Here is a 15,787-nt window from a genome sequence, read left to right as displayed (position 1 = left end):
TTTTTATCAACTCGACTTTCGACTTTCAGGCTGGTGACCGGATAGAGGTGCCGGGAGGATACGGCCAATGAAAGTCGAGTTATCCAATTTTCGACTTCCGGGGGCCGTTGATACCAGGAGGGCGGCCTCCTTTTCAATGAACGGAGACAGAGCCGTATGCAGCGCAAACTTCGCGTCGGCGCCCTTATTTCAGGCGGCGGCACCAACCTGCAAGCCATTATCGACCGCTCGGAAGCCGGAGAGATCGATGCCGACATCGTGTTTGTCGGATCCGACACCCCCGACGCCAAGGGCCTCGGGCGGGCCGAAAAGCACGGGATTCCCCATTTCACGGTGGACTACGTCGGGATCATCAGACGCTTTCGGACCGATCCAGAACGGTTCGTCCCGCCTCCCGATTTCGACCTGGACGCCATCCTTTCCCGGCAGCATATCTTTCCCCCCGGCGCCGATACGGAGACGGTCCGCCGGTTTCTCACGACCCGGGCGGCGGCCGAGGCCGCGCTCCTGAAAGCCATGTCGGCCTACCCCTTCGACCTTCTGGTCCTGGCGGGGTTCATGCGGAACCTGACACCTTATTTCATCGACCGCGTCAACACCGATCCCGAGCGGCCCCGGATCATGAACATCCATCCGGCGATACTGCCGGCCTTCCCCGGCGTAGACGGTTACGGCGACACCTTCCGCCACGGATGCAAGGTCGGCGGCTGTACAGTCCATTTCATCGATTACGGGGAGGATTCCGGCCCCATCATCGGACAGCGGACCTTTCCCATCGATCCCGGCGACACCCTCGAGGCCGTCAGGGCGAAAGGACTCCGGGAGGAATGGATCCTCTACCCCGCCTGCATCCAACTCTTCGCCGAAAACCGGCTCAAGGTCGTCCGCAGGACCCATGCGCTTCCGGACGGACGGACGATGTCGCGGGCAGTCGTGGAGATCGACTATTCCGAGAACACCTGAACAGGGTCTTGGAAATCCTCATCAGCCATTGCTGCCTTTTTAAGAGGCAGCAATTACAGCTTCTTGAGAGGTTTGGCGGAGGCCTTGCAACATAGCTTATACCAACGGCACGACGATGGATTGCAATCCCCGGCAAACCTGCCGAAGCAGTCCGCGACACCCTCGATGCGTTGAATGCTTCTGATCATATGCGGGATGTCAGGAAGATGGGCATCTGGACGGTGATCATTGTCGTCCATTTCATATTCCTTCCGGATCATTGACGGGTTGGGAGTTAAACTGTTCCGTCCTTTATAAACTCAGACACATGGGCGTGTACATAGGGCCTTGCATTCATTTCTGTAGGATATTCTCCCGGGACTGACGCACGAAATTTCCCACCTTCGGGCAAAAGTAATGCGTTTGGGATCGATGGATATCTCAGATCTCACTTAAATCCGATAGTCCGTCACGGAAAGGAAATCTGATGAAAATTCGGGTGCCCTCCCCCGGACGGGATCGGATGGACATCTTCCCCATAAGCAGATTGACGCGCTCCCGCATGCTGCTGAGACCCATCCGCTTTTCACTGAATCCCGCCTGTTCCCGCGCCGCGACGTCAAACCCCTTGCCGTCGTCCTCAATGCGGAGAATGACGTTGGGGTAGGCGCCAATCAGAAAAATGACCGCACGCCGCGCTTCCGCGTGCTTTCGGATGTTGTTGAGCCCCTCCTGGACCAAACGGTAGATGTTGATCTCCAGAAACGGATTCATAGCCCTGTTTTTCAGTCCCGTTGAATGAAATTCGGCATGAATGCCGGCGTCCTCGGCAAATTCATCACAGTAAGACCCGAGCGTCTCGATCAAACCGATCTCCTTCAGCCCCGGGGGTCTGAGATCGTAGGAGAGGTTTCGGACGGTCCGAATGGTTCGACTCAGAATTGAAGACATGTCGGTCAGGGTCTTTCGCACGTCGTCCGGGAGGGTGGACGACTCCCCGAGAGTAAGCGCCAGAGAGATTTTCATGGTGGACAGATCCTGGGCGACACTGTCGTGCAGTTCATTTGAAATCATCAGGCGTTCGTTTTCCTGGGCGGTCAGCAACTGCTGGGAAAGGGTTCGAATCTGCCGCTCAGCCGCCCTCTGCTCGGAAATATCTTCGACCATCTCGATGGCTGCCCGGATGTTACCCTCCTTATCGACGACGGGGGAAGCAACGATTCGGAAATACCGGACGCTTCGCTCTGAAGGTATTTCTGCCACGGCCTCGTGGACACGACCGTCCCGCAGTGTTTGGATCACCGGACAGTAAGTGCAGATCTTCTCTCCCGGCGGATCATTGAAGGCCTGGTAGCAGAGCGGCTGACGGGAAAAATCGATCCTTGGGTACCAACACCTCATCTGCCGGTTGAGCGTCAGGATACGCATGTCCCTGCCGATGAGGGTCACTCCGATGGCAATGTTTTCAACAAGGCTCCGGTATTCCTGGACCTTTCTTTCCCGCAACAGTGCCTCGACGTCCGATTGATTATCCATCTCCCGAACGATCCAGAGGATTTTACTCTGCCCGTTGAAGACGAATTTTCCTTCGGCGATCTCGCTCGTAAAAACCGCACCGGCCATTGTCCGAAAAGCCCGAATCTCCCGCCGCAGCTCGGCGTCACACAACCGCGGCGGATCGGTGTCAATGATATCCGACAGGGTCAGAGTCCTGAAAATTTCCTCGCGATAATTGAAAAGGATCTTTGCCGCCCGATTGATCGATTCGATCCGCCGGGTCTCCTCATCAAAGACGATCGCGGCGTTCGGATTGTGTTCAAACAACGCTTGAAACCATTGTTCTGAATCTTGCCAATTCGCTTTCATATTCAGTCTTTTCCGTCACGAATCCATGGCGCCGGTCAATCCATGTCAACGAAACATTGAGATATCATCCTTGTATTCCCTGGAAGTGAGGCAGGTTGTCGGATTGGCGGCCTGTCCTCGAGTTTCAGGATAGGCCGCGGCGATAGGGGAATCACCCATGTAAAATGATAAGAACCCCCTATATGCACGGTACCGAATATCATGATATATTTTTTTTATTCAGGTATCAATGGGTACAATAGACACATCGAATTTTGTGAGATCATCCCCGCGAGTGGGGAAACGCAACGGATTCATGATAAAACCTTACCAGACCACGGCTGAAGGCTCAATATCACAAACACATATTTTACATATCGCTTACCCATACATAACAAAATTATAACATTCAAAGCTTATCATGTTTCAAGACGCAAAGCCCCGCGAACCAGGTTCGGATCGAAAAGCGTCAAACCGAAAGTCCACAGGCGCTCAAAAAATGGAGAAACCGGGATTTGGACGTCTTCTGCCGAGAATGTCGGGCTGTTAAAAAACCGGGCCTTTTCCAGGAACCCGAGCGGTCGAAGCCTTGGAAGAACCCATAACAAACTGTCCTGCTGAAAGAGATAAAGGATATCGATATGAACCAGCCGAAAATCGCCGTCGATTTGATCCTGAAGAAGCTGACGGAGAGCACCGAACAGGTCAAGACCCGGGTTCAGAAGGCCTCCGAGGTGCTTCTGGGACCTCTTGAAACCGATCTGGCCGTCACCCCCTACGAGGTGGTGTACGAGGAGGACCGGGTGAAGCTGAAGCATTACACGCCCGAGAAGGTCACCCACAAGATCCCCCTTCTGGTGGTGTACGCCCTTATCAATCGGGAGACGATGCTGGACCTCCAGCCGGGCCGGAGCGTGGTCCGGACCTTCCTCGACAAGGGGATCGAGGTCTACATGATCGACTGGGGCTACCCCACCCGCAAGGATCGCTACCTCACCATCGACGATCACGTGAACGGCTACATGGACGCCGTGGTCGACGTGATCCGCCAACGGCACGGCCTTCCCCGAATCAACCTCATGGGCATCTGCATGGGCGGCGCCTTTTCCGTGATGTACTCGGCCCTCCACCCGGAAAAGATCAGGAACCTCGTCACCACCGTCACCCCCACCCATTTCGACATCGACACCGGGCTCCTCCACATCTGGATGCGGCGCACCCGGGCCCTCGAGATGGGCGACCTCTACGGCAACATGCCGGGCGATCTCATGAACCTGGGGTTTCTGCTGCTCAATCCCGCCCGTCTCATCCTCGACAAGTACGTCGGCTTTCTGGAGAACATGGACAAGCGGGACTTTGTCGAAAACTTCGTCCGCATGGAGAAATGGATCTTCGACAGCCCCGACGTCCCCGCGGCCACCTTCCGGCAGTTCATCGAGGACTGCTATCAAAAGAATCTCCTGATCCAGAGCCGGATGGAACTGGGCGGGCGCCGGGTGAATCTCAAACGGATCACCATGCCGCTTCTCAACATCTACGGCAAGTTCGATCATCTGGTGCCGCCGGAGGCTTGCGAGCGCCTGACCCGCGCGGTGGGGAGCGAGGACACCGAGGACCTGTGCCTCAACACGGGCCACATCGGCATCTATGTCAGCGCCAGGTATCAGGCCGAGTTCGCCCCCAAGATCGCGGCATGGCTCAAGGCCCGGGAGGACGGCGGGAAAAAGGCCGTTGAATCGATATCGGCAACGCCGCATCGCGTTAGCCGGAGAAAAAAATCATCTCCTGAAGAGAAAACACCCTTTGCCGCCGCGTCCAAAGCTTCACCACGTCACCCCTCTCAAAAAAGGGCTTGACACAATCGATTCTTGGGGAAATCGCAAAAACTGGAGAAACTTCATTGAAGGCGGCCTTACAGAACGTTTCCCATCAGATAATTTTCGATACAATCCTTGATCGTGCCGTCGGAAAAGGAACAGACGTGTTCCCGGCACGCGTCACACAGTCCTGCGTTGTCGAGACGGCAGGGATGAATGATCTCGTCGCACAGGCGGCAGGTTTCCATCAGAAATCGCACGCCGACCTGGAAATTCGATACTTCTTCGGCGTTCCCCGGGATACACCATCGAACCTCGGCATAATAGTCCTGTTTGACGTCCAGACCGCAGGCATCCGGTGCGGTTTCAAGTAGTTGAATCAGAATGCCGTCCCCCGGTCTCAATTCGTGCTCGGCGATGAAAGCCATGCCCCCGACGCTGCTGTTGAGCATCTCTCCTTTATGGATCGTTTGGGCCGTTTCCCTGGAAAACCGGATCGGAGCCCGGTATTCGTTGCGGGCAAATGCCCGCTGGGTGACAACGTTCATATCTGGATCTCCTTGATATTTATCAACTGCTCCTGAATTACAGAAAACAGTATCCCTGTCTATGGGGAATAGCCTTCATTTGCCTGGGGGATTCTCCCATGTCGCCTTTTCTGATTCCCGGAGCTCCGAGACATTCGTTGATTGAAACCCGGCCAACCGGCGAACAGTCCTGAAATAGACGCGCACGACATAAAAACACCTTCTCTCATTCGGTGAACTGTTTCCGGTCAATAGCGTATTTTTTCATCTTGTAGTGAAGCAGTTGACGGGATATGCCCAGGCTTCGGGCTGCTCTGGAAACATTCCCCTTCGAATTCAGAAGCGCCTGAGAAACCATGTCCCGCTCCTGACTTTTCTGGGTTTCCGGCAGGCTGCCCGACACAGGAGGAAATCCGGCCCTGGCGGTCGACGGCGAAAACCGGTCGACTTCGGCTGCCGGGTGCAGGGGCACGGAGCAAGAGGGGACATCGTTCTCCGTCGAAAGCCGCCTGAAATCCGGATGGATGAAGTGAATCGGCAGATGGTGAGATTCTATGGTTTGCGAAACGCCTATCATGTTCATGGTTCCCTCGATAATATGTTCCAATTCGCGGACATTACCGGGCCACTGATAGGATTGAAAAAAGGCCATGACCTCATCGGAAACACCTTTGACCTGCTTGTTGAGAGCCAGGTTGTTCTTGTAAATGAAATGCCGCGTCAGGCTCTCGATCCCGTCCTTACGCTCCCGGAGAGGCGGGATACGCACAAAAACCACCCCCAGACGATAGAAAAGGTCCATCCGAAGACGTCCCTCTTTTATGGCTTGATGCGGATCGATGTTGACGGAGCTGATGATCTTGAGATCGATCTCGATGTCATTCGCAGCCCCGATGCGACGTACGCGCATTTCCTGAAGCGCTCTCAGCAACTTGGCCTGGAGGTTGACGGGCATGGAGTTGATTTCATCGAGAAACAGTGTTCCACCGCTGCTCTGCTCGAATATGCCGGCCTTGTCCATGGCTCCGGTGAAGGCTCCGCGGGCAGTCCCGAAAAGCAACGCTTCCAGAAGATTTTCCGGAATGGCGGCACAGTTGATTCCGACGAAGGGGCGTTCATGGCGAGAACTGGCATTGTGGATGGACTGGGCGAACAGCTCCTTGCCGGTGCCGGTTTCGCCGTAAAGCATGACCGGTGAAGGCGAATCCGATGAGAGGCGAATGATCTTCAGCACCCGCATGAAGGTTTCATCCTTTCCGACAATATCGCTGAATTTGTAGCGGGTGCCGTTTTCAAGCAACGGTTTCTTGTGGGGCGTCAGATCGCTGGACGCAGTGATGGTGTGTTCCAGCATATTGTAATCCTTTACAAAACATATAGCGCCTACGATCACGCCATTGCGATAGAGCGGAAACACACTGTGGATGGTGTTGGCCTCTTTACCCAGGTGGGTTCGGTAAAAAAAAAGGTGGTTCCGGATCGGCTGTCCGGTCTCCAGGCATTTCATGATCATACTCTCCCGCTCGCTGAGGCGGTAGATTGCCGTGACCCGGCGTCCGATAACCTTTTCGGGCGTAAGTTCGTCGATCCTGGCCTGGGTGTCATTATAAAAAAGAATACGTCCTTTGATATCGGTAATGATAATCCCTTCATCCAACGCCGACAGAATGCCGAAGATATCGATCTCCGTCAGGTCGAGTCGGGATTTTCGTGAAAATGAATCTTGCATCATCGGCTATTCCTGTCCTGGGTGGATCGCTTGAAGTAAAAGCGCGTCGGTCAATTCCTCTTTACTGTTACCATATCCATTTCATCCCTGACGTCAAATAATTTTTCATCTTCAAAAATTTTTTCACATCCCGAAAACGATAAACTGAAAATTTTTTTTCTCATCGCCATTGCGGAGACCTGGGCCACAGCCGGATCCGCCGGTATTCCAGGATACCAAAAAATCAATAACAATCTGTATTCTTAAATAATATTATCGTATAAGATCTTACGATCCCTTCTCATGGACACGGATGGAAAAACCGTATTTCACGCATGGCATGTTGTATGCATTTCTAAAAATCAATGTCATCACCGACCGGTTTGCCGGAAGAAACTATCGGCGTGCCACCCAATATTTACTATGTTTCCTGTCGGTTTCATCAAACAATCGCAAGAAACGCGACAACGAAGGAGAAGCCATGCGGGCCAATGCCAACCGTCCCTTTGATCCGTTTATTTTCTGGGTATCCGCATCTGTTACGATACTCTTCATCCTGGGGTCCATTTTATTTCCGGAAACCATGAACACCGCCATCAACGCCGTCTTCAACTGGACCACAGGCGGATGGGCATGGCTCTACCTGATCACTACATTTTTGCTGGTAGCCGGTTGTGTTGTGTTGATGGGTGAAAAATACGGAACCCTTAAACTGGGCCTCTCCGGCGACAGGCCTGAATTCTCGAATTTTTCCTGGTTTGCGATGCTGTTTGGATCGGCTATTGCCGCAGGCATCGTTTTCTGGGGTCCGGCAGAGCCGGCATACCATTACATGACGCCGCCGCCTTATTTTGGCGGAGAGGCCAAAACCGCCGTTGCAGGCGCCAATGCCATGACCTACTCTTTCTTCCACTGGGGTCTCAGCGCATGGGCCATCTATGCCCTTTTGACCATTCCCTTAGCCCATGCGTGTTATACCAAAGGCCTCCCATTCAAGTTTTCAAGTGCATTTTATTATGTCATCGGGGAGCGGATTCACGGCACATGGGGCAAGATTCTCGATATTTTCGCGGTCTTCGCGACCCTGGGAGGACTGGCGACCACGACGGGGTTGGTTGCGCTGCAACTCTCCAGCGGTCTCAAATTTCAATATGGTGTTGAATTGGGGGCAGGCGGCACATACATCATCATCGGCATTCTGACCGCCATTTTCACCTTCGCAGTCTACACCGGCATCGAAAAGGGCGTCAAAATCATTGGTGACATCAACATGGTCGTCTTTGTCGGCATCTGGTTTTTCGTGTTGGTATTCGGCCCCACGATCTTTCTCATCAACCTGACCACCAGCGCCATTGGCCAGTATCTGCTCAATTTCATCCCCATGAGTCTATACACGGCGCCCGGAATAGAGGGGAACTGGCTCGGATCCTGGACTGTCTTTTATTGGGCGTGGTGGATGAGTTGGGCGCCTTTCGTGGCCGTGTTCATCGCCCGAATCTCCAAAGGCCGGAGCATCCGTGAAACCGTGGCCGCCACCCTGATCCTGCCGACCTTGGGCGACTTCCTATGGTACGGCGTCATCGGCGGTGCCGGCATCCGGTTCGACGTTACCGAAACCCTGAGCCAACACGGCGTCGAAAGTGCCATCTTCGCCATTGCCCAACACCTGCCGCTTACAGGTATCCTATCGGTTTTCCTTATTTTTCTGATCACCACCTTCTTCCTGACCAGCGCCAATTCCGCCGCTGTCTCCCTGGCCATGTTCGTCTCCGGACACGAAAATCCAAGCCGGAACCTCAGGGCCTTCTGGGGCGTCGCCCTTGGCGCCGTCGCCGCCGTCCTGGCGGGTACGGGGGGATTGAAGGCCATCCAGACCGCATCCATCGCAACCGCGTTTCCCATGATGTTCCTCCTGCTCATGGTACTCTACGGCACCTTCAGAGGATTGAACCAGACCCTTGCCGACATTCGCGGCGACTTCCCGGAACGGCCGGTGAAGGATGCGAAAGAACGCTGAGGCAAAGAGCGGGGTTACCGCTTCCGCCGCTTTATTGACCCGAAAACGATCCGTAAGTTTTACTCAAATTCTCAGACCATAAAGGAGCTAACATGTACGATCGCATGCAAACTTTAACTCAGGATCAGATGACCCGGATTCATGACGCCGCCATGGATATCCTTGGCACCACCGGCATCGCCTTCAACGAGGATGAAGCCCTTTCCATTTTTAAAGCAAACGGATTCAAGGTCGATGGAAAAATCGTCTTCATCACCGAGGCACAGGTTCGGAACGCATTGAAAACCACGCCCTCCCGATTTACCATAACCGCTCGGAATCCCGAAAAAAATGTTGCCGTTGGAGAAGACGATTTCGTTTTCGTACCGGGCTACGGTGCACCGTTCGTGACCCTGACCAACGGAGAACAGCGGGAAGCCACCATGGAAGACTACGACAATTTCTGCAAACTGATCCAAACCTCCAAGCACATCGACATGAACGGTTTCATGATGGTGGAGCCTTCCGACGTTCCAGCGGATACCGCCCACCTCGACATGATCTTCTCGAACATCATCCTCTGCGACAAACCCTTTATGGGCAGCCCCGTCTCGAAACAGGGCGCCAAGGACTGCGTCGACATGGCCGCCATCATCTGGGGCGGTATAGAGAAACTCAAGGCGGTGGGTCCGGTGACCGTATCGCTTATCAATTCCCTATCACCGCTCCAGTTCTCCGACGAGATGGCCGGATCTCTCATCGAGTTGGCAAGAGCCAATCAGGCTTGCGTCATCGCATCGCTGATCATGGCCGGTTCGTCCGGACCCGTCACCCTGTCCGGGGTACTGGCCCTCCAGACCGCCGAGATTTTAGCGGGCGTCACGTTGGCCCAGTTGGTCAACCCCGGGGCTCCGGTGATCTACGGCTCGACATCTTCGGCCATGGACATGAAAACCGGCGGGCTCTCCATCGGATGCCCCGAGCTCTCCGTGGTGGTATCCGCCACCGCTCAAATGGCTCGATTCTACAACCTTCCCAGCCGAAGCGGCGGGGGCCTCACCGACGCCCATTTCCCGGACGCCCAGGCGGGTGTCGAGTCCACCCTGGCCCTGACGACGGCGGCCCGGAACGGCATCAACTTTATCCTCCATGCCAATGGTATCCTCGGATCCTACATCTCCATGAGCTACGAAAAGTTCCTTATCGACGAAGAACTCTGCGGCATCACTCGACGGCTTCTCAAACCCATGGAGGTGACGTCGTCGTCCATCGACGTGGAAATGATCAAAGCCGTCGGCATCGGAGGACAGTACCTGACGCAACCCAAGACCTTCCAACTCTGCCGAACAGAATTCTACCTTACCGATTTTATGAATCGCCAAAACCACGCCGGTTGGAAAGCAGCCGGCAAGAAGCGGATCGACGAGTTCGCTGTGGATCGGCTTGGACAACGCCTGGCCGCCTACGAAAAGCCGGACATCGATCCGGCCATTGAAGCGGCTCTCACCGAATTCGTCACCCGTCGGAAAAAGGGATAGACCACCATCGACCTTAGCCGCTCGACGGCCGGGTCGTATGACAGCACCACAATGAAAGATAATATATCAAAAGGATGTTTTTTATTCAAATAAGAGTGGATTTTTCCTACAACTTCAGATATAAAGCGCCAAACACGCTAAATTCCACTCGCTGCGATGAAATGTTTTTACTCAAACAAGAGATTGATTATACATTTTGAGTATCGTTTCTTCATTTAACGACAACTTTATTTTGACACTGTTCACAACACTATTCAATTGATCGGGAGGCAACAAACAATGGCAATTCAAGACATTTTTCAGGCAGTCATGACTTTCGACGAAGCATCGGTCAAGAAGCTGGTCCAGGCCGAACTCGAGGCCAAAACGGACATCGATGCCATTCTCAACGAAGGCCTCATCGGTGCTATGGACGAAGTCGGCAAAAAATTTTCCGAAGGCGAGCTCTTCGTGCCCGAGATGCTCATGGCGGCCCAGGCCATGAAGAGCGGACTCGAGATTTTGAAGCCCCACCTGGCCGAAGGCGCCGCCGAGTCAAAAGGTACGGTGGTCATCGGCACGGTCAAGGGCGACCTCCATGACATCGGCAAGAACCTCGTGGCCATGATGATGGAGGGTGCGGGCTTCAATGTGATCGACCTTGGGGTCGATGTGGACGCCGCCAAATTCGTTGCGGCCGCCAAGGACAACAAGGCCAGGGTCGTGGCACTCTCGGCGCTGCTCACCACCACCATGCCTGCGATGCAGACCACCATCAACGCCATCAGGGAGGCCGGCCTCACGGTCAAGACCATCGTGGGCGGCGCCCCGGTCACCCAGGCCTTCGCCGACCAGATCAAGGCCGACGGATACTCCGACGACGCACCCGGCGCCGTGGAGCTGGCCCGTCGTCTGATCGCGGCGTGACACTTTCTGGCAACGATCTGAACACCGCTGCAACGGGGGGCCGAACCCGTCCATCGGCGCAAGGCGGCCCTCCGACACCGATAACCCCCTTCACCCTGAGGATATAACCATGATTATCATCGGAGAACTCATCAACGCCAGCCGGAAGGCCGTCGGCACGGCCATCGAGGCCCAGGACGCCGCGGCCATTCAGAAGGTGGCCCAGGATCAGGACAATGCCGGCGCCGACTTCATCGACGTCAACGCCGGCATTTTCGTGGGCAAGGAGCCTGAATACCTGAAATGGCTTGTCGAAACCGTCCAGGCCGTGAGCGACAAGCCCTGCGCCATCGACAGTCCCGACCCCAAAGCCATCGAGACCGCTCTGGCGGTCCACAAGGGCACGCCCATGATCAATTCCATCTCCCTGGAGAAGGATCGTTACGAAAACCTCATGCCCATCGTCGCCGGCACCGACCTCAAGGTCATCGCCCTGTGCATGAGCGACGAGGGCATGCCTGAGACCGTCGACGACCGGATGAAAATCGCCGACAAACTGGTCAACGGTCTTCTCAAGAACAACGTCAAGCTGGAGAACATTTACGTCGACCCGCTGGTCCAGCCCATGTCCGTCAACAACGCCTTCGGCATGGAGTTCATCAACACCATCGAGAAGATCGTGACGACCTTTCAGGGCATCCACACCGCCTGCGGTCTCTCCAACATCTCCTACGGCCTGCCGGCCCGAAAATTCATGAACCAGACCTTCATGGTCATGGCCATTGCCAAGGGCCTTGACGGTGCCATCATGAATCCCCTCGACAAAAAGATGATGGCCAACATCATCGCTGCCGAGGCCCTGGCCGGAAAGGACAACTTCTGCATGAACTACCTCAAGGCTTTCCGGGCCGGAATGTTCGACTTCTGAATCGCTGTGTCGAATGCCGGTTCATCCCAAAAACCCGCCTTTGGACAAAGGCGGGTTTTTTGCATCAGTGGAGGGCCTCCCGATCAACGCGGAAACCCTGATGCTTGACGTCATCCAGAAAAAAAGCGTTTTTTTTGTGCGACATACCCCTTGATTTTCAGTTTCACTTAAACTATCTGCATTCTGTTGGACGCAAGGTTTCGAAGTCAATTTGGCGTTTCGTGTGAAAGCCTTGACACATAATATTCGACGTAACGAACTATAGGCTTTCAAATTAAGGATGCCGGGAGGTGCAGTCTGATGACGACAGATTGCATTTATGGGTGGGGGACCTGCCAGATTGCCGACATCTTTAATTGAAAGTCTATAACGCTTATTTTGGAAAGGGAAATTCATGCCCAGACGTGACGATATCCACAAGATTCTGATCATCGGTTCCGGCCCCATCGTGATCGGCCAGGCCTGCGAATTCGACTATTCCGGCACTCAAGCCTGTAAGGCACTCCGGGCGATGGGGTACGAAATCGTGTTGGTCAACTCCAACCCGGCCACCATCATGACCGACCCCGGTATGGCCGACGCCACCTACATCGAACCCTTGAACGTGAAGATTCTCGAGGAAATCATCGCTGCAGAGAGGCCTGATGCCGTCCTGCCGAACCTCGGGGGACAATCGGCGCTGAATCTTTCCGCCGAGCTTCAGAAAGCCGGCATTCTCGAGCGCTACGGCGTCAAGGTCATCGGCGTCAACATCGACGCCATCGAACGGGGTGAGGACCGCACCGCCTTCAAGAACACCATGGAACGATTAGGGATCGAGATGCCCCGAAGCCGTGCAGTGGAGACCGTCGACGACGCCGAAGCGATGGCCGACGAACTGGGGTATCCCGTCGTAATCCGGCCGGCTTACACCATGGGCGGCACCGGCGGCGGATTGGTCTACAACCGGGAGGAGTTGCGCACGGTTGCCGCCCGGGGATTGGCGGCCAGCATGATCCACCAGGTACTGGTGGAGGAGTCGGTGCTGGGATGGGAGGAGCTGGAACTGGAGGTGGTACGTGATGCCAAAAACCAGATGATCACCGTCTGCTTCATCGAGAACGTCGACGCCATGGGCGTGCATACCGGCGACTCCTATTGCACGGCGCCCATGCTCTCCATCGATCCGGCCCTGCAGAAGAAGCTTCAGGAGTACAGCTATGCCATTGTCGAGGCTATAGAGGTCGTCGGCGGCACCAACGTCCAATTCGCCCACGACCCGAAGACGGGTCGGGTAGTGGTCATCGAGATCAACCCGCGCACCTCGAGATCCTCGGCACTGGCCTCCAAAGCCACCGGGTTTCCCATTGCCCGGGTCTCGTCCCTTCTGGCCGGCGGCATGACCATGGACGAGATTCCTTACTGGCGGGAAGGCTCCCTGGAAAAATACACGCCTTCAGGCGACTACGTGGTGGTCAAATTCGCCCGTTGGGCTTTCGAAAAGTTCAAGGGGGTCCAGGACCGCCTGGGCACCCAGATGCGGGCCGTGGGTGAGGCCATGAGCATCGGCAAGACTTACAAGGAGGCCTTTCAGAAGGCAATCCGCAGCCTCGAGATCAATCGCTACGGACTGGGATTCGCCAAAAATTTCAACACGCTTTCGCTGGATGAGCTCATGGCCCGCCTGGGCGAGCCCACCAGCGAACGGCAATTTTTGATGTATGAGGCGCTTCGCAAAGGCGCCGACATCCAGCACCTCTATGAACGAACCCACATCAAGCCCTGGTTCATCCGGCAAATGAAGGAACTGGTAGAGCTCGAGGAAAAGCTTCTGGCCTGCCGGGGCGGAGACATCCCCGATGACCTGCTGGTGCAGGCCAAAAAGGATGGATTCGCCGACCGATACCTCGCCATGCTGCTGGCAGTGCCCGAAACGGACATCCGCAACCGACGGGAGGCCTTGAACATTCGCCAGGCCTGGGACGCCGTTCCGGTGAGCGGCGTTGAAAATGCCGCCTACTACTACTCCACCTACAACGCAGCAGACACGGTGCCGGTAAGCGACCGCAAAAAAATCATGGTGCTGGGCGGCGGTCCCAATCGTATCGGCCAGGGAATCGAATTCGACTACTGTTGCGTCCACGCCGCCTTCGCCATCCGCGAAGCGGGCTACGAGTCGATCATGGTCAACTGTAATCCGGAGACGGTCTCCACCGACTACGACACCTCGGACAAACTCTATTTCGAACCCTTGACCGTGGAGGACGTCCTCAGCATTTACGAAAAGGAGAAACCTTTGGGCGTCATCGCTCAGTTCGGCGGACAGACTCCCCTCAACATCGCGAGCGAGTTGGCCAAAGCCGGCGTCCGCATCCTGGGCACCTCGCCCGAGACCATTGATCTGGCCGAGGATCGCGAGCGGTTCAACGCGGTCATGCGACGTCTGGGCATCCCCCAACCCGAATCGGGGATGGCCGCAGGCTTCGACGAGGCCCTGGCCATCGCCGCGCGCATCGGTTACCCTCTGATGGTGCGCCCCTCTTATGTGCTGGGCGGCCGGGGCATGGAGATCGTCCACGACGCCGACAACCTGAGACGGTACCTGAACGTTGCCGTCGAGGAGATTTCGCCGGAACGTCCCGTCCTCATCGATGCCTTCCTCGACAACGCCATCGAGGTTGAGGCGGACGCCATCGCCGACGGGAAGGACGCCTTTGTTCCGGCCGTGATGGAGCACATCGAGCTGGCCGGAATCCATTCGGGAGATTCCGCCTGCGTCATTCCTCCCCTGAGTCTTTCGACCCGGCACATCGACACCATTCGAGACTATACCCGCCGCATCGCCGTCGAGCTCAATGTCGTGGGACTCATGAACATCCAGTACGCCATACAGAATGACACGATCTATGTGCTCGAGGCCAACCCCCGGGCGTCGCGGACCGTACCCATCGTCTCCAAGGTATGCGGGCTCTCCATGGCACGGCTGGCCACTCAGGTGGTTCTGGGTCGAAGCATCGCGGAACTCGATCTGAAGGATCGACGGATTCCCCACTACGGTGTAAAGGAATCGGTCTTCCCTTTCAGCATGTTCCCCGAGGTGGACCCGGTCCTGGGTCCTGAGATGCGATCCACCGGGGAGGTGCTGGGCCTCTCCCACTCCTTTGGCCGCGCCTTTTTCAAGGCACAGGAAGCCACCCAGGTCTCCTTGCCTCTGGAGGGGACGGTCCTTTTCACCATCGCAGACCGTGACAAGGGCGCGGCCATCGAGCCTGCGCGACTTTTCCGGGATATGGGGTTCAAAATCGCAGCCACCGAGGGCACTCACCGATTCCTCAAGGAGAAGGGTATCGACACCGTCCCCGTCTCCAAGCTCGGGTTCGGACGGCCCAATCTTGTTGACGCCATGAAAAGCGGCGAAATCCACCTCTTGATCAATACGCCCAGTGGCGGTGAAAGCAGCGCACAAAGTGCGGACATCCGCAAGACGGCCATCGCCTACAAAATTCCCTATATCACGACCACGGCGGCGGCCATCGCCGCGGCCAGGGGGATCGCAGCCCGGCGGGAGGGGCGGCCCAAGGTCCGGTCGGTCCAACAGTATCATTCGGAAATTCATTGAGGG

10 protein-coding genes are annotated in these 15,787 nt (G+C 55.7%); 7 read left to right on the top strand and 3 right to left on the bottom strand.

The genetic code is table 11. The features are described 5' to 3' along the window. Nucleotides 1-156: 156 nt before the first annotated feature. Entirely contained in the window at nt 157-963 is an 807-nt protein-coding gene (purN, locus tag dmul_RS07470) for a phosphoribosylglycinamide formyltransferase (protein WP_020875988.1), read from the top strand. A gap of 420 nt (nt 964-1,383) precedes the next feature. On the opposite strand, the gene dmul_RS07460 is transcribed toward purN, so the two are convergent. After that, on the bottom strand, nt 1,384-2,808 hold the full coding sequence (locus dmul_RS07460) for a sensor histidine kinase (RefSeq protein ID WP_020875989.1): 1,425 nt from the start codon (nt 2,806-2,808) through the stop codon (nt 1,384-1,386). A 620-nt stretch (nt 2,809-3,428) separates the two neighbouring features. Between dmul_RS07460 and phaC the strand changes: the two genes are divergently transcribed. Continuing rightward, nucleotides 3,429-4,643, top strand: a complete 1,215-nt coding sequence (phaC, locus tag dmul_RS07455) for a class III poly(R)-hydroxyalkanoic acid synthase subunit PhaC (RefSeq protein ID WP_078081229.1) — start codon at nt 3,429-3,431, stop codon at nt 4,641-4,643. A gap of 56 nt (nt 4,644-4,699) precedes the next feature. Here phaC and dmul_RS07450 read toward each other — a convergent pair whose 3' ends face one another. Together dmul_RS07450 and dmul_RS07445 are read right to left on the bottom strand one after the other, a co-directional pair. Then, nucleotides 4,700-5,152 (bottom strand): PilZ domain-containing protein, encoded by a 453-nt coding sequence (locus tag dmul_RS07450; protein WP_020878035.1) that lies wholly within the window; start codon nt 5,150-5,152, stop codon nt 4,700-4,702. 205 nt (nt 5,153-5,357) lie between these two features. Then, the gene (locus dmul_RS07445; protein WP_020878036.1) at nt 5,358-6,863 is read right to left on the bottom strand and encodes a sigma-54 interaction domain-containing protein; all 1,506 of its coding nucleotides are present in this window, start codon (nt 6,861-6,863) and stop codon (nt 5,358-5,360) included. Between the two features lie 457 nt (nt 6,864-7,320). Here dmul_RS07445 and dmul_RS07440 point away from each other — a divergent pair, with 457 nt between their 5' ends. The 5 genes from dmul_RS07440 to carB all read left to right on the top strand — a co-directional run bounded on the left by dmul_RS07440 (nt 7,321) and on the right by carB (nt 15,784). After that, on the top strand, nt 7,321-8,856 hold the full coding sequence (locus tag dmul_RS07440; RefSeq protein WP_144016522.1) for a BCCT family transporter: 1,536 nt from the start codon (nt 7,321-7,323) through the stop codon (nt 8,854-8,856). A 92-nt stretch (nt 8,857-8,948) separates the two neighbouring features. After that, nucleotides 8,949-10,373 carry a trimethylamine methyltransferase family protein gene (locus tag dmul_RS07435; RefSeq protein WP_020878038.1) on the top strand — a complete coding sequence of 475 codons (1,425 nt, stop codon included), beginning with the start codon at nt 8,949-8,951 and terminating at the stop codon, nt 10,371-10,373. A gap of 279 nt (nt 10,374-10,652) precedes the next feature. Further along, nucleotides 10,653-11,279, top strand: a complete 627-nt coding sequence (locus dmul_RS07430; RefSeq protein WP_020878039.1) for a cobalamin B12-binding domain-containing protein — start codon at nt 10,653-10,655, stop codon at nt 11,277-11,279. Nucleotides 11,280-11,388: 109 nt separating this feature from the next. Next, nucleotides 11,389-12,186: a methyltetrahydrofolate cobalamin methyltransferase gene (locus dmul_RS07425; RefSeq protein WP_020878040.1), complete on the top strand. Its 798-nt coding sequence runs from the start codon at nt 11,389-11,391 to the stop codon at nt 12,184-12,186. Nucleotides 12,187-12,580: 394 nt separating this feature from the next. Beyond that, nucleotides 12,581-15,784 (top strand): carbamoyl-phosphate synthase large subunit, encoded by a 3,204-nt coding sequence (gene carB / locus dmul_RS07420; protein WP_020878041.1) that lies wholly within the window; start codon nt 12,581-12,583, stop codon nt 15,782-15,784. The last annotated feature ends 3 nt before the right edge of the window (nt 15,785-15,787 follow it).

The sequence above is a fragment of the Desulfococcus multivorans genome, from assembly GCF_001854245.1.
GTDB classification, from domain to species: Bacteria; Desulfobacterota; Desulfobacteria; order Desulfobacterales; family Desulfococcaceae; genus Desulfococcus; species Desulfococcus multivorans.
The sequence above is the reverse complement of the archived record's forward strand: the minus strand, read 5'-3'. Positions and strand labels throughout refer to the sequence as shown.

Coding starts and splice junctions, on each gene's coding strand:
- purN (WP_020875988.1), top strand. CDS start 157: ATGCAGCGCAAACTTCGCGTCGGCGCCCTTATTTCAGGCGGCGGCACC.
- dmul_RS07460 (WP_020875989.1), bottom strand. CDS start 2,808: ATGAAAGCGAATTGGCAAGATTCAGAACAATGGTTTCAAGCGTTGTTT.
- phaC (WP_078081229.1), top strand. CDS start 3,429: ATGAACCAGCCGAAAATCGCCGTCGATTTGATCCTGAAGAAGCTGACG.
- dmul_RS07450 (WP_020878035.1), bottom strand. CDS start 5,152: ATGAACGTTGTCACCCAGCGGGCATTTGCCCGCAACGAATACCGGGCT.
- dmul_RS07445 (WP_020878036.1), bottom strand. CDS start 6,863: ATGATGCAAGATTCATTTTCACGAAAATCCCGACTCGACCTGACGGAG.
- dmul_RS07440 (WP_144016522.1), top strand. CDS start 7,321: ATGCGGGCCAATGCCAACCGTCCCTTTGATCCGTTTATTTTCTGGGTA.
- dmul_RS07435 (WP_020878038.1), top strand. CDS start 8,949: ATGTACGATCGCATGCAAACTTTAACTCAGGATCAGATGACCCGGATT.
- dmul_RS07430 (WP_020878039.1), top strand. CDS start 10,653: ATGGCAATTCAAGACATTTTTCAGGCAGTCATGACTTTCGACGAAGCA.
- dmul_RS07425 (WP_020878040.1), top strand. CDS start 11,389: ATGATTATCATCGGAGAACTCATCAACGCCAGCCGGAAGGCCGTCGGC.
- carB (WP_020878041.1), top strand. CDS start 12,581: ATGCCCAGACGTGACGATATCCACAAGATTCTGATCATCGGTTCCGGC.